Here is a 22547-nt window from a genome sequence, read left to right as displayed (position 1 = left end):
AGGTGGAAGAAGATTTCGACTCGTCAACGTTGACCGAGTGGCTGGACAGCCGTGTCCAAGGACGCAAGCTCGCGGCACGCCAAATGCAGGTCATCGGCATCCTCCGCTCGCAGCCCCGGCTGGCCTCCTACGGCTCCGTCAGCGACATCGCCGCAGTGGCTGCCTCCAATGCCTCAACGGTCACAAGAACCGCGCAAACACTGGGCTTCAAAGGGTGGGCGGACTTCCAGTACGAGCTCAGGTCCCGCTTCCTGGCATCCCTTAGCGCAGTGGAAGTCGCGGCGGAACACAACGGCCACCTGAGTAGTCCTGCGCAGGCGGCAGTGTCCACGGACCGGGCAAACCTGGCCCATTTTGAGCGCACTTTGGACGCCGGCACGCTGCACAACATTGCGAAAGCGATCGCCGGTGCGCGGCAAACCTTCATTGTGGCCGCGGGAAGTTACGCCATCCCAGGCAAAGCCCTGGAGCACAACGCGATCATTGCCGGCTACAACGTCAGGCTCCTGGATGCCGACGTCGCGGCCCTCACCAATGCCATTGCACGACTCGGTGCAGAAGACCTGGTGATCGCCATCAGCCTCTGGAGGGTTTACGACAGCACCATGCGCGCCGTGGAAATCGCCCACAACCTCGGCACGCCCATCGCATCGATCACCGACAGCGCGGGCTCACCGGTCGCAGTGCACGCCGATCACAGGATTGTGGTGCCCACCGAGGGCGCCGGCTTCTTCCCGTCCCTGACAGGTGCGGTGACCGCGGTCCAGGCGATCGCCGTCGAGCTTGCCTCCCTGGACCGCGAACGCTCCAACCAGAACATCGCCGCTTCGGAGCGGACCTGGGATCAGATGCGTATCATGCACCCGCGCTCAACTTCCTAGGGCCGTGTCTTCTTGACCTTCTTTGGGTCCACCGGGACCTAAACACAACCCCTTTGGGTTACTTTACGGCCGCGGCGGCGCCAAAGAAGGTGGGGAAGCAACAGAAATTACGACGCCGGGACCTCCTGGGATGCATCGGCCGCCACAGGCTGGTGGTGTCCCGCCGCAGGAGGTACGGAGATTACGACGCCGGGACCTCCTGGGATGCATCGGCCGCCCCAGGCTGATGGTCACCCGCCGGGAGGTGGTCACCGACCAGGGCCAGGTTCTGGATGACGGCCAAGCCGAACTGGGCGGTGTCGTTCGTGGAAACTGTAGGTGCCTCATCCACGGGCTGGAGTACGTAAGGCGGCAGGATCTTCTTCAGCGTGAAGGCCTCGGCATGGTTGAGGTTCTCCCCGCCCTCGGCAAAGCTCTCCCATGCCAACTCCGCCAGTTCCGGAGACCCCAACCGGGCCGCCGCATAGGCCGTCAGCCGACTGTGAGCCTGGGTGAGGTAGATACCGGCCAAGGGCTGGCCCACCTCCGCGATCTGCTCCTCCGGGGTGGCAAGGAACAGCCGGCAGTACTGCATCCAGGCCTCCTCGAAATCCTTGTCTGGCACCAGGCTGATCAGTTCGCTGCAGATTTCCACCAAACCGAACACGGCACTCAGGTGCGAGACGCTGATGGCTTCCCTGCCGGCGTCGAACCTTCCCGCATCCAGGTCGTAGAGCGCTTCACCGGTCAGGAAGCCGTACTTCAGGGCGCCGATGTCGGCCATGGTTCCCAGCAGCCGATCGCGGGAGCGCGGGTTGCCGGTCCGTTCCCAATCGGTGAGCCAAGTGGCGGCAAGCGAGCCCCAGTCCGTGCCGAGTCCCACGCCCAAGGCGCCACGGTCCGGGTGGTAGGTCGCGGCGTCGGGCCTGACTTTCCGGACGGGATCCAGGCCGAGGAAATTCTGGTCGCTGTCCACCAGTTCGGTGAGGAGATCGCCCGTGCGTTCGTCCGCGGTCAGGTAGTAGTGGAAACGCCGGTAGGCCGGGGTGCTGATGCGCAACTGCTTGGCGCTGCAGCCCCAGTGCTGGACGTTGTGCCGTGAACCCAGGCCGCGCCAGGGCCCGAGGTGGTAGACGTCCACCTCACCGGTGTGGCGGGTCATGGCCTCGGCGTAGCGGAAAACGTCCGCGCGGCCCGTCCGGAGGTACATGTACCAGAGCCAAAGATCGGGGGAGAGCTCGGAGTTGTCCCAGGCGTAACCGCCGACGTCGTAGCGCCACACGTGCCTGTCGGTGTCATAGGTGTGCATGACGTCGCCGTAGTTCCAGAACCCGTACCAGCGGCGCTGCTCGGTCTGGCCCTGGTAGAAGTCGAACAGGAAGTCCAACTTGTCTTCCAGCTCTGCCCGGGCGGGGGTGCTGCGGTCCACGGGAGCCCAATCGCCGAACACGCCTGCTGCGTGCAGGTATCCGGGCGAGGGCTGCAGCATTGGCGGAACGGATGCCGCCTTGGCGTCCGCGGCGAGTGACTCCGTGCTGGGCGTTGCGTCGTAGGCGAAGAGCGTCAGCTCGTGCGTCCGGGCGATGCCCGTGGCGTTGCCGAAGCCTGGCTCATAGTCCTCATACGTGATTTCAAGGCCTTCAAGCTGGTCCTCGAACGTGTCCTGGCCCAGACCGTCGTGATAGAAGCGAAGGTCCATCGGCTGGGCTTCGGGGGAGTAGAGCCATGCGGTCATCTTTGCTTCCGCGGTAGCTGCCCCGCGGATATCCAACTGTCCCGGATGCGATTGCCAGAAGTCGCGGATCCCAACGCCGAAGCCGCCGCGGATATCGCTCAGGGAGCAGAAGCCGGCCGCCCGGGTGCCGCCGGAAACCCCCACCCAGCCGTGGCCGGGAGCAGTCCGTTTGCGCAGCTCAAAACCGTCTGCGGTCAGCTGCGTGAGGGTGTAGTCGTTCCAACTGGGGATGAGGTGGAGGCGTTCGGAAACCAGCGGACTCCACTCGGCCGCAGGGGGAGTGGGCCGCCCGGCGATCTGTGCCGCGCGTACTCCCTCGCCCGGATCCCGGCGCAGGCCCGTCACTCCCCGGACAGCCTCCACCAGGAAGCCGCCGTCGGCCCCGGCAATCCTGATGTGCCGGTCATGCAGTTCGCTCTCGAGCGGCACAGTGAACTCGACGCCCAGCCCCGCCAGGAAATCCTGTTCGGCGTCGCCGTCCCAGATGAACGAGTGCATCATCCTGACGCTGCGGGCGCCTGCGTAGAAGTAGAAACGAACGGTGAAGGGGAGCCATTCTTTGCCGCCGTCATCGGCGCGGTGCCGGCCCTCGACCCGGACCACGGCACGGACCGGGCCGCGCTGTTCCACGGTGACCTGTGTGGTGTGGCCGGTGAAGCCCGTGCGGGTGGTGGTGCCTGTTCCCTCCGCCGGCCCGGACTGCAGCAGGCTCACAAGGCGGCCGTCCTTGGCCACCACGTTGCCAGCGCGGCGGAGTTCGCTGAACAGGGTGTCGCTATTGCTGGTGATGACCATGTCCAGGGTGCCCGTGGAGACCGTGACGGAGCCTCCCTCTTCGGTGACGGTCACCGTGCCTCCAGCGGAGCCTTCGGAGCCGGAGCCTTCGGAGCCGGAACCTTCGGAGCCGGAACCTTCCGCGACCGGGTGTTCGGAATTCGCGTGTACGGAACTTGGGGCTTCCGTATCCGGACGCTCGACGACGGCTGCCGGACCGGCCTCGTGCGTTTCAGATGGGAAGCTCACCTGATAGGCGTCGGCGGGTTGATCCGTGGCTCCAATGGCAATGCCGGCCCACTTGAGGGATCCGTCGGGCCAGGTGGCGAGAGGCCATGATTGGGCGCTGATGGTGCTGCCGCCGGAGTCGTGGACCCTGAGGACACCTGCGTCCTGCACTGTGCCGCGCTGGAACGGCATGCCCCACGTCGTGCCGCCGCTGAGTGCGGCGGGCGGTTCGCCATCGATCCACGTGATCGGGGCGTGCTGAGTCATGGTAAATCCACCTAAGAGTCTGGGAAAACGCTTTCTTTGAGACGTTTCAACAACTTACCCGTGCTGCGGCACAGTCGCAAGGGGTGGCCGGGTGGCGATCAGGTGAACCCCTTGACCCACCGCGAATGCCGGCGTATCGTACAACCAAATGGTTGTAGATCAGCTCAGTAAGAATCCCTCCGGAGACGTCGAACTCGATCGCCTGTTCCAGGCCCTGGCCGACGCCACCCGCCGGGACATCGTGGCCCGGGTGACAGCAGGGGAGTACTCGGTCTCAGGGTTGGCTGCGCTGTACGCCATGAGTTTCGCGGCCGTGCAGAAGCATGTTGCGGTACTGGAACGGGCTTCCCTGGTGACCAAGGAGAAGCGTGGGAGGGAGCAGATTGTGCGGGGGAATCATGACGGACTGCAAAAAGCCCGGCATCTGCTGGACCACTTCGAATTGATCTGGCGGCAGCGTGCCGGCCGGATCGCGGACATACTCGCTGAAGAAAACGAAAGGGATCTGCCATGACTGTTGTCAGCGTAAACAAGGATGCTGAGGCCCTGAGCTTCACCATCGTGGCCGAGTTCGATGCCGATGTGAAGCGTGTGTGGAGGATCTGGGAGGACCCGCGGCAGCTGGAACGCTGGTGGGGGCCGCCAACCTGGCCTGCCACGTTTGAAACCCACGAGTTCACCGCCGGGGGCAAGGCCGCCTACTACATGACCGGGCCGGACGGAACCAAAGCCCACGGTTGGTGGAAGTTCACGGCCATCAACGCCCCGGACCACCTGGAATTTGACGACGGCTTCGCCGACGAGCACGGCGAGCCGGTAGATGACCTCGGCATCACGCACGCCACGGTGAAGCTCGAGCCCCTGGACAACCGCACGCGCATGACCATCACCTCCCGCTTCGACTCCGAGGAGCAGATGCAGAAGATGGCCGAGATGGGCATGGAAGAAGGAATGCGCGAGGCAATCGAGCAGATCGATGGGCTGCTGGGCTCCAACTAGCCACTGAACCAAAAGCAAAAAGAAGCCGACGACGGCGGGTGCCTCGCGTCGTCGTCGGCGTATTGTTTAAGTCCCGGCCGCCTCTCGAAACGGACCAGTGACATGGCGCGACTGATCATCATGGGCCCTCCAGGTTCCGGCAAAGGCACCCAAGCCGAACACATCGCGCGGCACTTCGGGATCCCGGCAATTTCAACAGGGGACCTGTTCCGCGAGCACGTTCGGAGGAAAACAGGGCTGGGTGCCGAGGCCAGCGGGTACATGGACCAAGGAGAGTTCGTGCCCGACCATGTCACCACGGCCATGCTGCGCCAACGGCTTGACGACGGGGACGTTGACGCCGGTTTCCTCCTGGACGGCTACCCGCGGAATGTTCTCCAGATCGGCGCCTTGGACGAAATACTCGCTGCGCAGGGCCGGGGCCTGGAAGTGGTGCTCGCCTTGGCAGCCCCGGACGAGGAATTAGTGGCGCGAATGCTTCGACGGGCCCAGGAGCAAGGCCGGGCCGATGACACGGAATCGGTGATCCAGCGGCGGCTTGAGCTCTACCGGGACGAAACGCACCCTGTTCTGACCGCCTACTCGCAGCGCGGGATCCTGGCAAACGTCGAGGGGGCGGGTGATCGGGAGACGATTACTGCGGCCGCGATCGCAGCGGTGGAGGGGATTTTGGGCGGTTAGCCATACGTCCTGTCGTCAGCCCCCGGCGGCGGCAGGAAGTTCGGCGCCCAAGCCGCGGAGGTAGGCCGCGAAGCCTTGCGGTGCCCGGGCCTCGGTCCTGCCCGAGGTCACCACCCGGATGCTGTCCGTGGAAGTCACCGTGAAACCGTTGCGGCGAAGACGCTCCACCAATCCACGATCCTCGTGGGAACGCACCAAAGGAAATCCGCCCGCCGCGAGGTAGGCCGAAGCCCTGATGCCCAGATTGGCTCCGTAGATGTGGGAGTGATCCTCGCGGAACGGATGCAGCGCCAGCCAGCGCCCCAGCACCGCGGGGTCCACATCCGCAGGGTCCGGTTCCACCGAGCCCAGGACGGCGTCGGCGCCTTTGTTGGCAAGATCGACCTGCCTTACCAGCCAATGCCGGGGGACTCTGGAATCGGCATCGGTACTCGCGAGCCAAACGGTTTCGGGTCCTGCTCCGGTTTCAGTCCCGGGGGGTTGGAGGCCGTCCAGGGCAGTCCGCACGCCATAATCGCGGCTGGCCCCTGCGCTGCGCAGCTTCACAGTGACATTGCGGAAGCGGGGATCGTCGGCGCTGAAGGCAGTGCAGATCTCCTTGGAGTTGTCCGCGCAGTTATCCAGGACCACCGTGACTGAAACGCCCACCCCGGCGTGCTCCACTTCAAGAGTGTCCAGTGCACCGCGCAACCCGCTGAGCGCCCGGCCCAAACGCTGTTCCTCGTCATGGGCGGGCATCACAACGGCCACTTTCCTGATGCCTGCCGGCGGTGCTTCGGTCATGTCGAACTGTCCGGCGCCACCAGGACTTCCACCATGAAATCCTTCTCCTGGTAGAGCCCATGGGTGGGCCAGCCGAGCTGGGTGCGGGCCATGGCGTGCACCGATTCCGCGTCGAGCTCCCAGCCGGAGATCGGGTGCCTCCAGTGGCACAAAAGCAGTGCTCCGCCGGGCGTAGTTGAGGCCTGAATTCTTGTGAGCAGTTCGCTGAGCTCTTCCGGGGACAGGTAGTAGCCAGTCTCGGACAGAACCACCAGATCAAATGCGCCATCGGGCCATTGATGCGGCATGGTGAGGTGCTTGACCTCCGCTGACGGGTAGTTCGCGAGGCGCTCCGCTGCCTGGGCCAAGGCTGCGCTGCTGGCGTCCACTCCCAGGAAAGTCCGGCAGCGTTGCGCCAGTTCCTCACTGAGGGTGCCAATCGAACAGCCGAGCTCCAGCCCGGACTCGTAGCTCTCCTGTGGCAGGGCCGCCATGGTGAGCGCCCTCTTCCGGCGCTCATACCAGCTGGTGGTGTAGCTCCATGGGTCCGTTTCCCGGGTGTGGACCTCATCAAAGATCCGCTCAGCATCCGCGGCGCTGTTGTTCCCCGCCGTTGAAGGATGCCAGGCGAACGTTTCCCACGGCCTGGTGAAGTGCTCCAGGAAGGTCGCGGACAGCAGCGTCTCGTCGCCTGCCTGTTCGGAGAGCGGCCCGGTCTGTGAGGCGTGGGCGTGCATGGCGGTCGCTTTGGCGTGTTGTTCTGCCGGGCCCAGAGGCAGGCGTACCCAGTCCTTCCACGCAGAGTCTTCAGGTCCTGCCCACAACCAGTACCAAATGGGGTACTCCAACAGGCCGAAGCCGCGTTGTGTTGCTACTCCGGCGGCTACGCTGCCCAGGGTGTCGTGGTCCGTATGGCCGTCGGACCGGTAGGGACCCACGATCACCACGTTCTGGGGTGAATGCCCCGCGGTGCTCTCCTCAACCGCGGCGGCGATCCGATCAGCAGAGGCGGCCAGTTTCCCGTCAGGGAGTTCCAAATACCGCCACGTCGCCCCCGGCACCAGCCCGGACATCGCTGTGCCGAACTCGGCGAGCCTGACAGCGGCAAGCTGTTCCGGCGTCGTGGTTGGCGAATCCGGGTGCGAGGCCTCGCCTGCGGTGCACAGGATGATGTCCACTGACGCGCCGGCCGCCTGCAGTTTGGCCAGGAGGCCACCGGCGCCCAGTGATTCGTCGTCCGGATGCGCAGCCAGCACCACGAATTTCATGGCTGCGAGCTCTGATGCGTCGAGTGGGAGTTCAGGGAGCGCAGCCACGCCCGAAGCCGCCCAGTCCTTTTCCGGCGTGCCGACGTCAGCGTGCGTGAAAGCTACCATCCACAGTCCCCTTTCAAGGTCAGGGCGCCCAGCTGGGCATCGTCCCGCATGGCGTGGTGCTGCCTGATGTACAGCGACAGGTCCGCCATCCGTTTGCCGTACGCCTCGTTGAACGCCAACGGAGCCGGCCCGAGGTTTTGAGTCACTACCGTTTGGACGCGCTCGACGGCGGCCGCAACAGTGCCGCGGACACGGAGCGCTTCGCTCCAGGCGCTGGGGGAGTTGCTGTTGTGGCCGTCTGGAGTTTCCGGCTCGCCGGTGTCTATCCGCTCGGCGGTTTGGGCGAGGTACCCGGTGACGGATGTGAGGATTCGGTCCACCTCACCCAGGGAGGCGAGGGCCACCTGGTCCGGTTCCCTGCCATTGTCCGCGCCCTTCGCCAGCGCGGTCTTGAAATCCCGGGCAACGGCAACTGCTCCGCCAAGCCAGCACGCGGCAACGCCCATGCCACCCCAAGCGAAACCGGGACGGGCGAAGTACCACCCTTCACCGCCGACAGGGGTTGCGGGGACTTGGTCGAAGTGGACGGTGCCACTGGGGATTTCCTGCAGCCCTCGGCTGGTCCACAGCGGTGTTTCGCAGGAAACCCCGGGGTGTTTCAAGTCCACGGCAAAGGCGGCCCGACTGTTGTCCTCGGCGTGGGCTGTGATCACTGCGCCATCCAGTTCTGCGGCCAGGGAACACCACGGCTTGGACCCGTTGAGGACGTAGTTTCCGGCGTCGTCACGCTTTGCCTCGAGCTTCAGGCCGGGGCCTTCGGCGGCGAAGACTCCCCAAGCGCCCTCGGGTGTGGCGGGGCTGTCAGCCTGTTCCAGGATGGCAAGGGCATCCAGGTGTGGCTCAAGCACCCTCCCGGCGGCCACATCTACTGCGGTCACAGACGCGAGCAACTCCCAGAGCTTGGCGGTGTTGCCTTCGCCGGGCTTCGGGGCTGTGTCGCCGATCTCCTTGGCCAAGGCCAACAACGCCCGAACGTCACCCACCGCGGCCCATACCTGTTCCAGCATGGGTTCGAGCGCCTGCAGTTGAACGGGTTCGGAACTGATGCGTACAGGCCTGGCTTCGGGTTGACTCATGGAGCCAAGCCTAAACTAAGGGGCCTTAGGTTATGGGTGCGCCAAGCAAAAGAACGACGGCGACCCGCGAACGCCCCAACGCGCTCCACCCCGATAAAAGTTCCTCTGGGTCCCAAGATGAAGCGCATCTTCACAGCTTTTGTCATGCTTGTCACATCTTGTTGTCATTAACCGTGACAGTTTCCGTAGCTTGGAGGGGTCAGCATTCCCGAGCTCAAGGACCACCCATGCCACAGCCCAACGATTCCGCTACCGTTCCCACCGACTCGCACAGCCCGCCGGGTACCAACCCGGGCAAGGGAACAGCCAAGCCCAGCTTCCTCAGCAACCTCGGCGCGGACCTTCCCGCGTCCCTCGTAGTTTTCCTCGTAGCACTCCCGTTGTCGCTGGGCATCGCCGCCGCCTCCGGAGCCCCTGTCATGGCCGGTCTCATCGCCGCAGCCGTGGGCGGCATCGTCGCAGGCAGCCTGGGCGGCTCCCCACTGCAGGTGAGCGGCCCCGCCGCCGGGCTGACCGTCGTCGTCGCCGGTCTTGTGGACGAATTCGGCTGGGCGGTGACCTGCGCCATCACAGTGGGTGCCGGCGTCGTGCAGTTACTGATGGGTGTCAGCCGTATTGGCCGGGCCGCGTTGGCAGTGTCGCCCGTGGTGGTCAAAGCGATGCTCGCCGGCATCGGCATCACCATCATCCTGCAGCAAGCCCACGTGTTGCTCGGCGGGCAGGCCGCAGGGTCCGCGATGGAGAACCTGACAGCCCTTCCCGCGGCCATCACCAATGTGGAGCTCCACTCGGCGTTGCTTGGCCTTGCCGTGGTGGCCATCCTGATGGCCTGGAAATACTTGCCTGCGGCGGTGCGGAAAATTCCCGGGCCGTTGGCCGCCGTCGTCGCCGTGTCCGCCTTGGCCGTTGCAGTGGCACCAAACGTTGAGCGCATCAGCTTCAGCGGCTCCATCTTCGATGCCATCGCACTACCAAGCCTGCCGGACGGCAATTGGCGGGCCGCGTCCATGGCCGTCATCACGGTGGCGCTGATCGCGAGCATCGAATCTCTCCTGTCCGCGGTGGCCGTCGACAAAATGCACGGCAGTTCCCGCACCAACCTCAACCGCGAGCTCGTAGGCCAAGGTTCCGCCAACGTTGTCTCGGGCATGCTCGGTGGCCTGCCGGTGACCGGCGTGATTGTCCGCAGCGCCACCAATGTTGAAGCCGGCGCCAAGAGCCGCTCATCTGCCATCCTGCACGGTGTCTGGGTCCTGGTGTTCTCTGCCCTGTTCGCCGGACTCATCCAACTCATTCCGTTGTCCGTCTTGGCCGGCCTGCTGCTGGTCATTGGCGCGAAGCTCGTCAAGGTCGCCGACATCCGCACGAGCCTGCGCACCGGTGAGCTCCTTGTCTACAGCGTCACCCTCATCTGCGTGGTGGTCCTGAACCTGCTCGAAGGCGTCATGATCGGCCTGGCCCTGGCCGCCCTGTGTGTGCTGTGGCGGGTGCTCCGGGCACAGATCCACGCCCACGCACCCGCAGGTTCCGGCCTGCCGTGGCGCGTGACCATCGCCGGCTCGTGCAGCTTCTTCGCGCTGCCCCGGCTCAACCGTGTCCTGCACTCCGTGCCCGCCGGCCAGGACGCCGTGGTGGAACTGAACGCCGACTACCTCGACCACGCCTTCCGTGAAGCACTGGTGGCCTGGCAGAAACAGCACTGCAATTCCGGCGCCTCCGTGGTCCTTGAAGAACACGGAACCACTGCTTTCACCGACGCCGAGGACAACACTCCCCAGCGGCAGGACCTGCGCGAATTCCCCTTGCCGCCGCGCACGTCCTGGTTGCCTTCCGCTGACAACACAACAGCAGACGACGACGGCGGGCAGCCGCCGCTGCGGTCCATCCTCCTGGGCATCGACAAATACCATCGGCGGCACGCAGACAAGGTACGTCCACTGGTCCAGGACCTGACGGAAAGCCAGAATCCGGACACCTTGTTCGTGGCCTGCGTCGACTCCCGGGTCAACCCCAACCTGATCACCAGCAGCGGGCCGGGGGATCTGCTCACGCTCCGCAACATTGGCAACGTGGTGTGCAGTGACGGCCGGGACGCCTCCATCGATTCCGCGTTGTCCTTTGCGGTCAAGGCGTTGTCCGTGGATTCGATTGTCATTTGCGGCCATTCCAACTGCGGTGCCATGAAGGCCGTCATTGCTGACGCTGAGGGTTCAGCAGCTGCGTTGGGTGCCGGTTTTGATGAGTGGCTGGAGCACGCGCGGCCCAGTTACTCGGCTTTGCTCGCCGGTCATCCCGTTGCCCGGGCTGCCGAGGTCGAGGGGTACAGCCGGCTGGACCAACTGAGCATGGTGAACATCGCCATGCAGCTCCGCAAGCTGGAGGACCACCCCGTCACCGGTCCGGCGTTGGGTTCAGGCCAGGTCCAGGCCACTGGGTTGTTCTACGACATCTGCACGGCCCGGGTTGTGCTGGTGACGGCGGAGGGCATTGAACAGCTGGATCCGGGCATGGCTGTGCGCGCCTGATTCCGGCTGTGCCTCCTCTGGCGGTGCCTCCGGCGGTGGTGCCTCCACCACCTGCATTGGCCTCCGAAGGCCCCCGCCTCGCCGCATTTACGGCGTGGCGGGGGCCGAGGCGGTTTCAAAGTGGGTGGTGGGGGTACCTCCTTAAACCAAGCCGACGTGCGGAATACTGGAATGAGGACGTCCGGCAGGCGAGGGGCTGCCGTGTGAGGAGGTGGCGGGAACATGAACGCCGGGAACAACGCCTTCAGGCGCAAGCTTGAGCGCGGCGCAGAACTGCGGGCCGTGCGGTCCTGGGGCGGCAACGCGGAAGAAGACGCCGAGCTCGAAGCCGCCGACGCCGAGGAACGCGAGAAGCGCCGGAAAGTAGACGACGCCGCAAGGGTTGAGTACCTCATCCGCGACGCCATGAGCCAGGGCAAGTTCGACAACCTCAAGTACGCCGGCAAACCAATCCCCGGACTAGGGGAGCATTATGACCCCGACTGGTGGGTCAAAGGCCTCATCCAGCGCGAGCGCCTGAGCGGGATCGGACCACCCGCCATCCTGCTCCGCATCGAGGACGGCGAACTCGAGGCCAAACTGGATCAGCAATACACGGACAAGCAGGTCCGCGACATCCTCGAGGACTTCAACAAACGCGTCATCGAAGCCCGGCGGCAACTCCAGGGCGGCCCGCCAGTGATCACCAAGCTCCGCGACGTGGACGCCGAGGTTCAAAAGTGGCGGGAGCGCAGGGCAGCTGCAGCCCCGCCGGAGCCTGAGCCGGAGCCCCAGGGCAAACGGACGTGGTGGCAGCGCCTCTGGAACGGCTCCGGCTAACCCAACCAGGCGGCGCACAAAACAGTAGCCGACGGCGGGACTCACGTTCCGCCGTCGGCTGCTGTTTGTTGAGCGTGCCGTCAGGCGAAGCTGTCTTCCTTGGCCCCCGGAGCTGGAACGGGCTTCCCTCCGATGAGGGCCGAGAGGTGCGCCTGCTGCTGGCGGAAGTGGCCGTGGGCGGTGAGGCCGAACTCGTAGGCGGACTCGGCGTGCTGGGTGAGGTCCACGCCGGTGACTTCGTGCTCAAGGGGAACCCGGAATCCAATGGCCTTGTGAATCATCCGGCCGATGACCAGCGTTCCGATACCGGAGAGGGCGATGGTGACCAGGACCGCCACGGTCTGTGCGATGAGCTGCTGCGGACCGCCGCCGTAGAGGAGCCCGCCGCCGACGCCGTCCACCGGCAGGGCGAGGAAGCCCAGGGAGAGGGTGCCGATGACGCCGGCGCCGAAGTGGACGCCCACCACGTCAAGGGAGTCGTCGAAGCCGAACTTGTACTTCAGGTCGACGAATACAGCACACGCGGCACCGGCTACGAGGCCCAGTGCCAGGGCAGCGAGCGGGCTGATGTTGGCGCAGGACGGGGTGATCGCCACCAGGCCGGCCACTACACCGGACGCTGCACCCAAGGATGTGGGGTGACCGTGGCGGACCTTTTCCACAACAAGCCAGCTCAGCATTGCCGCAGCAGGTGTGACCAGGGTGTTGATCCAGATGAGGCCGGCCTGCTCCGCTGTGGTGGCGGCACCGCCGTTGAAACCGAACCAGCCGAACCAGAGGATGGCTGCGCCGATCATGATGAACGGGACGTTGTGCGGGCGGTGGTTGGGGTCTTTGGCGAATCCGTGACGCTTTCCCACGATCAATGCGAGGACAAAAGCGGCGGTTCCGGAACTGACCTCAACCACTGCGCCACCGGCAAAGTCGATGACCTGGCCGAAAATCCGGGTAAGGGCGCCGTCTGCGCTCATGAGGCCACCGCCCCAGATCATGTAAGCCAGCGGGCAGTAGACAACGGTGACCCAGATCGGGACGAACAAGGCCCAGGCGCTGAACTTGGCGCGGTCGGCAATTGCGCCGCTGATGAGGGCCACGGTGATGATAGCGAAGGTGGCAGCGAAACCTGCCTTGATGAGGTCCGGCGAGCCGATCAGGTCCTGCAGGCCGAAGTGCGCGAAAGGGTTGCCGAACAAGCCGAGGAAGCCGTCGCCGGTGGTCATCGAGTAGCCCCACAGGACCCACACCACGCCAACGATGCCAGCCGAGATGAAGCTCATCATGATCATGTTCAGTGCAGCCTTGGCGCGGGTCATGCCACCGTAGAACAGGCCGAGGCCTGGGGTCATGAACAGCACCATTGCCGCCGACAACATCATCCAGACGTGTTGCGCAGAGATTTCCACCTGCGTTCCCTTCTCATTGAGCCTGTCCGAAACGGGACCGTTGTTTCCGGCCCACATCAACCCCCCGATCAATATTCGGTGAGCTATGTTTCCGACTCAGAAGAGATAAGTTGCAGGTAAGTTACAGAAATCGTCCGTTCGTGAAGATCACGTCACTGGCGTGTTTCGAGAATGTTAACGGCGCTTCTCCCGACCCCCGGCAGGGTAGCCGCCGCGACGACTCGCAACGATGATCACCAGGGCAATCGCGGTTGGCACTGCGGCAGCCAGGGGCACCAGCTGTGCGCCCACAGTGGTCAGGGCGAATGCTCCGTAGACGGCGCCCACGGCGATACCCAGCTGGATGGTCACCACGGTGAGGCCGTTGGCAGCATCCTTGTGCTCGCCGCCGGCGCGGAGAATCGCGGCCTGGTTGTAGATGCCCACCGCGCCGAACGCGATGCCCCAGAGCGTCATGAGTCCAAACGCACCCACCCACGTGCCGCCCAGCGCCGGCAGCAGGGCGAACGCAACAACCAAGAGTCCGACGGCGGCAATCACCGAGGTGCGCGGCCGGGAGTCCGCTGTCATGCCGGCAATCCAGATACCCACCAAACTGGCAATTCCCACCACGGAAAGGGACAGGCTGGTAGCCGATTCGGGAAGCCCCGAGGCCAGGAGGAACGGAGCAACATAGGTGAAGAGGGTGAAGTGCGCCAGCAGCAGGAGCGGCCAGGCAACGGCGATCGCAACCACGCCGGGGAGTTTCATGGCCGCCCGGAGGGACGGGGTCTTCTGGCTGGCCTGGTCATGGGCGCCGGGGAGCAGCCACAAGGCCAACAATGCCAGCAGTACACCCACCCCGGCCAGGACCAGGAAGGAGGTCCGCCAGCTCATGAGGGAACCCATCAGGGTTCCAATGGGAGCACCGACGGCCAGCGCGATGCTGTTGCCGCTGAAGACCACGGCCATGGATTTACCCACGGAGTGTGCGGGGACGATCCGGGCCACATACGGGGCCATGCTGGACCACAACATGCCATGGGCGATGCCGCCAAGGAGCCTGGCGCCAATGGCCCATCCCAGGGAGGGGCTCAGGGCGAGGAGGACATTGCTCAGCGCAAATGCCAGCACCGTGGCAATGAGGAGGGTCTTCCGCGGCAACCTGCCTGCCAGGAACCGGGACAACGGGAGTGCCGTGAAGACGATGATGGCCGCATAAACCGCGGTCAAGGAACCCACGGCCGACTCGTCCACACCCAGGTCACGGCTGATTTGGGGGAGCAGGCCGGAGGGCAGGAGTTCAGTGGTCACCGCGGTGAACCCGGCCGCGGCGAGGACCAGAAGCCCACCCCAGGGGATCTTCTTCGGTTGCTGCGTTCCAGCAGTCGACGCCTTGGCTGATGGCGTTCCGACGATCACGGGGTCCTGCGTCAAGAGATGGCTCCTCGGGGGATGGTTATTTCATGGGGTTCCTACAACGTTATGCAGCGCCGGCGATGCGAGGGAGTCTCTGTCAGAAACCCCCTCCAACCAGCAACACACTTTGTCAGGCAGGCATTCCTCGCGCAGACTGGGCGTGTGAAGCCCTTCCTCTTGCTGGCCACCCGCGCCGAAGACGCCGCAGCCGATGACGAGTACCAGGCGTACCTGCGCTACTGCGGCCTGGAACCGGAAGAACTTGTCCGCGTGCGCTTGGAATCCGAGCCGTTGCCGCCCCTTGATCTCGCCGACTTTTCCGGAGTAATCGTTGGTGGCAGCCCGTACACCTCCAGTGATCCTGTGGAGGAAAAGAGCACAGCCCAAGTCCGGGTGGAGGCGGAACTCTCGGAGCTGTTGGACAGGATTGTGGCCCAGGATTTCCCGTTCCTGGGCGCTTGCTATGGAGTTGGAACGTTGGGCGTTCATCAAGGAGCCACCATTGACCGGCGCTTTGGCGAACCTGTGGGGCCAACGGAAATCCAGCTCACCGCTGAGGGTGCGCGTGACCCCATGCTTCGAGGCGTTCCCCAAACCTTCGATGCTTTTGTGGGCCACAAGGAAGCGTGCAGCGAACTCCCCGGACACGCAGTGCTGTTGGCAAGCTCGGCTGCCTGTCCTGTTCACATGTTCCGCATCAAGAACAACCTTTACGCCACGCAGTTCCACCCTGAACTGGATGCCGACGGCCTCATCACCCGCATCAACATCTACAAGAACGCCGGATACTTCCCACCCCACGAGGCTGACGAACTTATTGCCGTCGCCCGGAACTCCGGGGTGACTGAGCCCATGCGGGTGCTCAGGAACTTCACGGAGCTCTACGCGCGCTGAATCCGGTGGTGTCGCCGGCGCCGGCGCCACACCATACACCCCCGCTTCACCGAACCGAAGGAATGACGACATGACCCGCGTTCGCATGGACCTGTTCACCTCGCTGGACGGATACACCCCTGCCGATCCCACTCCGGACCAGCCCATGGGTGCTGACTGGGGGCGCCTCACTGAGTCCTATGCCGCCACCCGGACCTTCCGGCAGAAGGTGTTCGGCGATACCAGCGGCGCTGGAACCACAGGACTGGATGATCGCCACGCAGTCTCCTTCTTTGAGGGCGTCGGTTCCGAGATCATGGGCGCAGGGATGTTCGGACTTCACGCGTTTGCCGATGACCCGGACTGGAAGGGCTGGTGGGGTGACAATCCGCCGTTCGGAACCCCGGTCTACGTCCTCACCCACACAGCACCGCGTCCGTCGATCCCGATGTCGGGAGGAACCACCTTCCACTTCCGCAACACCGCAATCGAGGAGGTGCTCGCGGAGGCCCAGGAGGCTGCCGGTGACCTGGATGTCCGCGTTGGCGGTGGTTACGGGACGGCCCGGGACTTCCTGCGTGCCGGCTTGGTTGATGAGATCCACCTGACGATCGCTCCTATTTTCCTGGGTCGCGGCAACCGGCTGTGGGATGACCTGCGCGCATTCGAGCTGACCCACAAAGTGACATCCGAAGTGGCCGAAAGCGGCACCATCCACGTCACCCTGACACGCTAAAACCACCTCCCTGGTGGAACGGGAAGGGAGTATGTTGAACACGCGGGCTTCGGATGTCCAGGATTTGGTATCGCGCGCACTCGCGGAGGGTCAATGAGCGGTAGTCGTCACAGTGCAGGGATACTCAGGCTCCTGGACCGAAAGCTCACCGTTCAGGAACGGGAGATCACCGAGCCCACACGGAAGCGGCTGTATGTTGCCGCTTTGGTGCTGGCGATGGTCGGTGCCGGGTTTTTCTTGCTCCTCCTCACCGGGGTCCAGCAGAAGACGTTCGTGGCCGGCGTCGATGGTCCGGTCAATTCGTGGTTCGACAACCAGCGGTCCCCCGCGATGACCGTCACCATGGCCGTCCTTGCCACTGTTTTCGGCCCCGTTGCCATGCCCATCATTGTGGTGGCCTCCACAGTGGTCTGGATGTTCCGGGCCCGTCACGCCTGGCGGCCTTTGTTGTTGGCCGGCGCGATGCTGACCGGCGTGATCCTTGCCCAGGTCATTTCGCGTCTGGTTGACCGGCCCCGGCCACCGCTGGAACAGATGCTGCTGGGCGGGGACACCACGTACTCGTTTCCCTCCGGTCATGTGCTGGGGGCCTCGGACTTCCTCTTAGTGGGCGCGTTCCTCGTCCTGTCCCGCGGCCGGCACGGGCCAGGGGCCGTAGTTGCCGGATTCAGCGTGGCCGTGGCGGGGATCCTCACCCAGGCAGTGAGCCGGCTGTACCTCGGCTACCACTGGCTAACGGACACCCTGGCATCCATATCCCTTTCACTGGTGGTCCTTGGTGCAGTCATTGCGCTGGACACATGGCGCACCACCCGGGTGGCGCGGGCTCCGGCCACCAAACCCTCAACCGAGGACCCCTGACCCCACCCCCAGCGGCGCCCTCGTCCAGCGGCGCCCACGTCCAGCGGCGTCCCACCCCAAGGGGGGCCCCACGCTGCGCCCACACTTACACCGAGCGCTACGCCAGCCGGGCCGCGAGATCTTCCCCCACGGCGAAGGCGCGGGTAATCGCAGAGCCAAGGGTTGCGCCGCCGCCGGGGTAGTTGTTGCGGAAGACGCCAGCTGAGACGTTCCCCGCGGCGTAGAGCCCCGGGATCGGTGATTGCCGGTGGTCCAGGACCCGGCCACTGAAGTCCGTGGCCAACCCGCCCGATGTCCCCAGCACGCCGGCCCGAATGGGAACGGCATAAAACGGCGCAGCCAGCAAGGGGGCCAGGCACGGGTTGGGCATGTTCCCGGCGTCACCCAGGAACCGGTCCTGTGGCGATGCACCGCGCCCGAATTCGGTGTCCACGCCAAGTGCTGCGTCTGTATTGAACCGGGCAACCGTGGCATGGAGGCCGGCCGGATCGATGCCCAGTTCCCCTGCCAGGAGTTCCAGGGTGGGTGCGGACGCCATCCACTCTGCGGGTTCGCCCGGCACTGAGCCCGCCACCGGATACTTGCCAAGATAGTCAGCATCAAATACCAGCCAGGCCGGATTGTTCTGCTGCCGTCCGGTGTGCGGGTTGATGGACGCAAAGACCCTGCCGGCATCGTGGTAATTGAGGGCCTCATTGACGAATCGCTTGCCGTCGCTGTTTACCGTGATGGAGCCCGGAAGGGTCATCTCCACGTTTCCCATGCGGCCTGACCGCTGCCCGTCGTACTGATGGGCCGGCGTCGAAATGACCGGAACTCCCCACACCGCGGACATGTCCTCCACAGCGGCGCCGGCCTTGAGGCCGAGCACCAAGCCGTCGCCCTCATTGGACGGGGCACTGATAGGGGTCACCGGATACGGCAGGAACGCGCTGCGAAGCCGAGGATTCCATTCGAAGCCACCAGAGGCAAGCACGACGGCGGTCGCTGACACCCGCGCGCCCGCGGAGGTTCCGCCGAGGCCCACCTCCCACCGGTCACCCGTCCGCGACAAGTCCTCCACAGGACTGGACACCGCGATCTGCACGCCCCGATCCAGGGCGCTCGCCGCCAGGCTCCCCACCAGCGCGCCACCCATGGTCCGGATTCCCGCAGAGGCCCGGTGTTCCAGCAGCGCGGGATCAGCGGCGCGGCCGTTGAGCTGATCCCGTTCGGTCATGGTGAGCAGCGGAAAGTACGACGACGGCCGGACCAACTCCGAAAGCCCGGGGTAGTCCCGGGGGTCGAACGCGTTGTTGTCCAGGCCCCTGCCACCATTGGCAGCCCCTTTCCACTCCATGTGGTAATCCGGGCGGGCAATGGGAACCATGGAGACTTTGGTCTTGCGGTTGAGGAACGCCACAGCCCGCGGCGCAGTGGCCACATACCACTGGATTTCCCCGGCCGTCATCACATGGCCTGCCGCCTCGGTCAGGTAAGCGACGCCGTCGGCCTGGCTGTCCTGGTACCCGGCAGCCTTGGCGAGGTGGTTGTCCGGCGCCCACATCACGCCGCCACCAGCAGCGGTGGTGCCGCCCAAAAGCGGGGCCTTCTCCACCACCAGGACGCTGAGCCCGGCATCGGCTGCACGGACGGCGGCAACCAGACCGGCGGCGCCGCTGCCCATGACCACGACGTCGTAGCGTCCGTTGAGCTGTTGGGGTGCGGTGATGATTGCGGTGCTCATGCGGTGCCTCCCGCCGGCATCTGGATTAACACCTTGCCGATCTTTTCGGTCCGGCCTTGCATCAGCCGATACGCCTTCTCAAGATCGGAGAAAGCGAAACGGTGGGTCATGAGCGTGCGGGCCTGTCCGGGGTGCCGGGCCAGCAGGGCGAGCCCCTCCGGAATGAGGTTCAAGCTCATCCGGCTGCCCAGGAGATCCAGTTCCTTGTAAGGAATGTCCTTCATGGAGACGTTGGCCAGACGTGGCGAGATGCCCACCTGGACAATCCGGCCCGCGCTGGCGACCAGCCTGATGGCATTCTCCAAGGAGGAAGGAACCCCCGTGGCTTCAATGACGACCTGCGGTCCGTATCCGTCGGTCAGAGTGTCCAGGCGATGCGTTTGGTGCTCATCCGGGAAGTCGGCTCCCGGGGTCACAAGCAGGGTGTCCGCTGCGCCGAATTCCACTGCAAGATCCAGTCGGTGCTGCTCAGTGTCGGCACAAATGACATTGACGCCCAGTTCCGTCAGATACAAGGTGGCCAGCAGCCCAATGGGTCCGCTTCCCAGCACCAGCGCGGTTTCGCCGGGCTCGGGTCGCCCACGGTTGACGGCCTGCATGGCAATCGAGGCAGGCTCGCCCATGGCGGCGATGTCCAGCGGAAGATCGTCCGGAACAGGGCACAGCTTTTCCACCGGGACGCTGATGAGTTCGGTAAATGCCCCATTTGAATAGCAGCCCAGGCAGCCCACGTTCTGGCAGACGTTGTACCGGCCTGTGCGGCAAGGGCGGCACTCACCGCAGTAGATGATGGGGTTGACTGCTACGCGGTCTCCGATGCTGAAAGCGGGCCCGGTGGCGGTGGCTCTGCCGGTGGCTCTGCCGGTGACTCCCGCGGCGCCGGCTGTGGAAGCGGCGCCGGCTGCGGCTCGTCCCGAGGTGCCGGGGACGCCAAGTGCGGTGACACCATGATCGGGGACCTCCGGACCAAGGGCTTCGACTATGCCGGAGAATTCGTGGCCTTGGATCAACGGGAGTTCCGTGGGGTAGTCGTCCTCCCAGATATGGAGGTCGGTGCCGCACAGCGTGACGTTGTGGACCCGGACCAGGGCGTGGCCCGGTTCAACGGTGGGATCAGGGGAGTCCTGAAAGGAGATGGTCTCTTTGGCGACAGTGATCGCGGACAACACGGCTGGGCTCAGTTCTGCGCGGCAGATGCGGTTGCAGGCTCAGGGGCATCCGCACCGAAGAATATGTTCCACTGCTGAACTGTCCGTTCCTCGATGAGGCCGGACTGGTGGAACGGGTCCTGGTCCATGAGGGCTTCGACGTCCGCTTTGGTTTCGCCGGCAAGGATCAGCAGCGCCCCAGGTGATTCCTCCGGGCCGAAAGGGCCGCTCTTGAGGAGGCGGCCGCCGTCGAACTGGGCCTTGAGGAATTCCACATGGGCAGGGCGGACGGCATCCCGGCGGGCGGACGTAGCGTCGGAGTAGGAGTATGTAACGGCAAACGTGGGCATCGGGTTGTCCTCTTCATTGAGTGGTGGTGGTTTCCCTCAATGCTGGGCAACTCATTAGGCCTTGTCCAATACTTAGTTGGTCTAAAACTATGTGTAGAAACTACATAGTCCCTAGTCCTTCGGAGTGGGGAGCACGTCCTCGGCCACAGCGAGCGCAGCCCGGACCGCGGGCGTCGTCGCTCCCGGGTTCCAGGCGAGCCCGGAAAACAACAGCACGTCGTCGCCTTCCAAAGGCAGGAATACGATGCCGGTGGGCATAATCCCCTCGATGGAGGCGGGCATGACGCTGATGCCAACGCCACCGGCCACCAGTGACAACGCAGTGTAGGGATCGGAGACTTCCTGGCTGATCCGGGGGCGGAAGCCAGCGATGGCACACGCGGCAAAAGTGACTTCGCGCAGGGTGGAGCCTTGGGCGGCGGGCATGGTGATGAACGGATCACCGGCCAGCTGCGCCATGTGCACGGAGGCCTGTCCAGCCAGGGGATGGTCCGCGGGCAGGGTGACCCCCAGCCGCTCTGTGGCGATGCGACGGGTGGCCAGCGCGGGGGCGTCGATGGGAAGGCCGATGAAGGCCAGATCCAAGGAGCCGTTGCCCAGCTGCTGAAGGGCTTCCTGGGTGAGCAGGCCTCCATGCAGCGTGACGTCGAGTTGCGGGTAATGCTGCCGCAGGGCCCGCATCAGTGGGGGCAGCGTGGCATGGTTCAACGCACCGGAGAAGCCGATGGCGAGTTTTCCGTAGATGGTCCCGGTCCCGGCGCTGACGGCCCTCCGCGCCAAATCCACTTCCTCAAGAATCCTGCGGGCATGCGGCAACAGCGAGTGGCCTGCCGTGGTCAGGGTGACGGACCGGGTGTTGCGTTCAAACAGCGGTGCGCCCAGACCCTTTTCCAGCTTCTTGATGGTCTGGCTCAACGGTGACTGTGCCATGCGAAGCCGCTCTGCCGCCCTGCCAAAGTGCAGCTCCTCAGCTACTGCCAGGAAGGCCTCAATTTGCCGCAGTTCCACGTTGCCTCCCGGATTTTGCGCTCCAGTGCAAGGCTATATTGGGTTTCGAGGTCCGCGATGCAGCCGACCGGAAAAGCACTACGGAGGCATCATGGCCAACTCGGCGTCGGGGGAGTCCGTGATCGAACGCGTCGTGAAGATCATGGACGCGTTTTCAAAGGGCCGTCCTTGGCTTCCCTTGAAGGACATGGTCCGGATCACCGGTATGTCCCGCAGCACCGTCCACCGCCTGGCCATGGACCTGGCTGCCAACGGACTCCTGGAGCGCAATGCCGAAGGCGAGTTCGGCGTGGGAATGAAGATGTGGGAGTTGGCCTCCCGCAGCAACCCCCTGGAAGAATTCCGGCGCCGTGGTTTGCCGTTCCTGGAAGGTGTCCACGCCGCTGTGCAGGAGCACGTTGCCCTCTCCATTCCGGACGTGGAGACCAACAGCGTGCTCTATCTCGAGCGGCTGGACCGGCATGGGACCGTCATGAACCTGGCACAGGTGGCAGGCCGGCTGGATATCCACACCACGTCCTCCGGAATGGCCATGATGGCGCACATGCCAGGCTGGGTGCAGGATCGTTTCCTTGCAGGAAAGCTGGAGAAGACAACGCAGGCCACGGAGATCGACCCGGTAAAGATCAGGAGCCACCTGGCCCTGATCCGTGAGCGCGGCTATGCCCGGTTGGTCGGTGTCCTGATCGAGGAGAACACGGCCTATTCCGTGCCGGTCTTCGGCCAGGGCCAAACCGTCATAGGTGCCATTTCCGCCGTCGTGCCTTCCGTTGACGAGGATGCCGGACTGATCCTTCCGGTCCTGGTGGCCGCAGGCCGCGGTCTGTCCCGGACCATGGGTGCTGAACGGCGCCCCTACGGTTCCCGTCCGTGGTTGTCACACCCAGGAGCTGAGTAGCCCGCGCACGGGACCTGTCCCGTTCAACGGGAAGTTGCGCCGCG

At 64.7% G+C, this 22547-nt stretch carries 20 protein-coding genes; 10 read left to right on the top strand and 10 right to left on the bottom strand.

Features of this window, described 5'->3' with window-relative positions:
- Window positions 1-2: 2 nt before the first annotated feature.
- Window positions 3-881, top strand: a complete 879-nt coding sequence (locus tag LDN85_RS17915; RefSeq protein WP_091552067.1) for a MurR/RpiR family transcriptional regulator — start codon at window positions 3-5, stop codon at window positions 879-881.
- A gap of 181 nt (window positions 882-1062) precedes the next feature.
- Here the strand turns inward: LDN85_RS17915 and LDN85_RS17910 are convergent, their stop codons facing one another.
- On the bottom strand, window positions 1063-3864 hold the full coding sequence (locus LDN85_RS17910; RefSeq protein ID WP_223943715.1) for a Tat pathway signal sequence domain protein: 2802 nt from the start codon (window positions 3862-3864) through the stop codon (window positions 1063-1065).
- A gap of 148 nt (window positions 3865-4012) precedes the next feature.
- Here LDN85_RS17910 and LDN85_RS17905 point away from each other — a divergent pair, with 148 nt between their 5' ends.
- The 3 genes from LDN85_RS17905 to LDN85_RS17895 all read left to right on the top strand — a co-directional run bounded on the left by LDN85_RS17905 (window position 4013) and on the right by LDN85_RS17895 (window position 5544).
- Window positions 4013-4378, top strand: a complete 366-nt coding sequence (locus LDN85_RS17905) for a metalloregulator ArsR/SmtB family transcription factor (RefSeq protein WP_091552064.1) — start codon at window positions 4013-4015, stop codon at window positions 4376-4378.
- Window positions 4375-4863 carry an SRPBCC domain-containing protein gene (locus LDN85_RS17900; RefSeq protein WP_223943714.1) on the top strand — a complete coding sequence of 163 codons (489 nt, stop codon included), beginning with the start codon at window positions 4375-4377 and terminating at the stop codon, window positions 4861-4863. Before LDN85_RS17905 ends, LDN85_RS17900 begins: the two co-directional genes overlap by 4 nt.
- A gap of 102 nt (window positions 4864-4965) precedes the next feature.
- The gene (locus LDN85_RS17895) at window positions 4966-5544 is read left to right on the top strand and encodes an adenylate kinase (RefSeq protein ID WP_223943713.1); all 579 of its coding nucleotides are present in this window, start codon (window positions 4966-4968) and stop codon (window positions 5542-5544) included.
- 15 nt (window positions 5545-5559) lie between these two features.
- Here the strand turns inward: LDN85_RS17895 and LDN85_RS17890 are convergent, their stop codons facing one another.
- The 3 genes from LDN85_RS17890 to LDN85_RS17880 are packed head-to-tail and all read right to left on the bottom strand — an operon-like array spanning window position 5560 to window position 8758.
- Window positions 5560-6327, bottom strand: coding sequence for a glycosyltransferase (locus tag LDN85_RS17890; RefSeq protein WP_223943712.1), 768 nt, complete (start codon window positions 6325-6327; stop codon window positions 5560-5562).
- Window positions 6324-7682: a bifunctional PIG-L family deacetylase/class I SAM-dependent methyltransferase gene (locus LDN85_RS17885; RefSeq protein ID WP_223943711.1), complete on the bottom strand. Its 1359-nt coding sequence runs from the start codon at window positions 7680-7682 to the stop codon at window positions 6324-6326. The genes LDN85_RS17890 and LDN85_RS17885 overlap by 4 nt, the downstream gene beginning before the upstream one ends.
- Window positions 7676-8758: an acyl-CoA dehydrogenase family protein gene (locus LDN85_RS17880; RefSeq protein WP_223943710.1), complete on the bottom strand. Its 1083-nt coding sequence runs from the start codon at window positions 8756-8758 to the stop codon at window positions 7676-7678. The genes LDN85_RS17885 and LDN85_RS17880 overlap by 7 nt, the downstream gene beginning before the upstream one ends.
- A 227-nt stretch (window positions 8759-8985) precedes the next feature.
- Here LDN85_RS17880 and LDN85_RS17875 point away from each other — a divergent pair, with 227 nt between their 5' ends.
- Window positions 8986-11283 carry a bifunctional SulP family inorganic anion transporter/carbonic anhydrase gene (locus LDN85_RS17875; RefSeq protein WP_026541957.1) on the top strand — a complete coding sequence of 766 codons (2298 nt, stop codon included), beginning with the start codon at window positions 8986-8988 and terminating at the stop codon, window positions 11281-11283.
- A 222-nt stretch (window positions 11284-11505) separates the two neighbouring features.
- Complete coding sequence (locus tag LDN85_RS17870; RefSeq protein ID WP_026541956.1) at window positions 11506-12102, top strand: DUF1992 domain-containing protein; 597 nt, start codon at window positions 11506-11508, stop codon at window positions 12100-12102.
- Between the two features lie 80 nt (window positions 12103-12182).
- Here the strand turns inward: LDN85_RS17870 and LDN85_RS17865 are convergent, their stop codons facing one another.
- Entirely contained in the window at window positions 12183-13505 is a 1323-nt protein-coding gene (locus LDN85_RS17865) for an ammonium transporter (protein WP_175493431.1), read from the bottom strand.
- 174 nt (window positions 13506-13679) lie between these two features.
- Window positions 13680-14906, bottom strand: coding sequence for an MFS transporter (locus tag LDN85_RS17860; RefSeq protein ID WP_035761082.1), 1227 nt, complete (start codon window positions 14904-14906; stop codon window positions 13680-13682).
- Window positions 14907-15065: 159 nt separating this feature from the next.
- On the opposite strand from LDN85_RS17860, the gene LDN85_RS17855 reads away from it, so the two are divergent.
- From LDN85_RS17855 to LDN85_RS17845, 3 genes are all read left to right on the top strand, one after another.
- Complete coding sequence (locus tag LDN85_RS17855) at window positions 15066-15797, top strand: glutamine amidotransferase (protein ID WP_026541953.1); 732 nt, start codon at window positions 15066-15068, stop codon at window positions 15795-15797.
- A 70-nt stretch (window positions 15798-15867) separates the two neighbouring features.
- Entirely contained in the window at window positions 15868-16512 is a 645-nt protein-coding gene (locus LDN85_RS17850) for a dihydrofolate reductase family protein (protein WP_026541952.1), read from the top strand.
- Window positions 16513-16605: 93 nt separating this feature from the next.
- Complete coding sequence (locus tag LDN85_RS17845; RefSeq protein ID WP_051421610.1) at window positions 16606-17373, top strand: phosphatase PAP2 family protein; 768 nt, start codon at window positions 16606-16608, stop codon at window positions 17371-17373.
- Window positions 17374-17470: 97 nt separating this feature from the next.
- Here the strand turns inward: LDN85_RS17845 and LDN85_RS17840 are convergent, their stop codons facing one another.
- From LDN85_RS17840 to LDN85_RS17825, 4 genes are all read right to left on the bottom strand, one after another.
- Window positions 17471-19099 (bottom strand): FAD-dependent oxidoreductase, encoded by a 1629-nt coding sequence (locus tag LDN85_RS17840; protein ID WP_035761063.1) that lies wholly within the window; start codon window positions 19097-19099, stop codon window positions 17471-17473.
- Window positions 19096-20268, bottom strand: a complete 1173-nt coding sequence (locus LDN85_RS17835; protein WP_051421609.1) for an alcohol dehydrogenase catalytic domain-containing protein — start codon at window positions 20266-20268, stop codon at window positions 19096-19098. Before LDN85_RS17835 ends, LDN85_RS17840 begins: the two co-directional genes overlap by 4 nt.
- Window positions 20269-20276: 8 nt before the next feature.
- On the bottom strand, window positions 20277-20597 hold the full coding sequence (locus tag LDN85_RS17830; protein WP_026541949.1) for a YciI family protein: 321 nt from the start codon (window positions 20595-20597) through the stop codon (window positions 20277-20279).
- A 111-nt stretch (window positions 20598-20708) separates the two neighbouring features.
- Entirely contained in the window at window positions 20709-21605 is an 897-nt protein-coding gene (locus LDN85_RS17825; protein ID WP_026541948.1) for a LysR family transcriptional regulator, read from the bottom strand.
- A gap of 91 nt (window positions 21606-21696) precedes the next feature.
- Here LDN85_RS17825 and LDN85_RS17820 point away from each other — a divergent pair, with 91 nt between their 5' ends.
- A complete protein-coding gene (locus LDN85_RS17820; RefSeq protein WP_026541947.1) occupies window positions 21697-22503 on the top strand; it encodes an IclR family transcriptional regulator in 807 nt (268 codons plus the stop codon).
- The last annotated feature ends 44 nt before the right edge of the window (window positions 22504-22547 follow it).

This window comes from Arthrobacter sp. StoSoilB20 (assembly GCF_019977295.1).
GTDB classification, from domain to species: Bacteria; Actinomycetota; Actinomycetes; order Actinomycetales; family Micrococcaceae; genus Arthrobacter; species Arthrobacter nicotinovorans_A.
The sequence above is the reverse complement of the archived record's forward strand: the minus strand, read 5'-3'. Positions and strand labels throughout refer to the sequence as shown.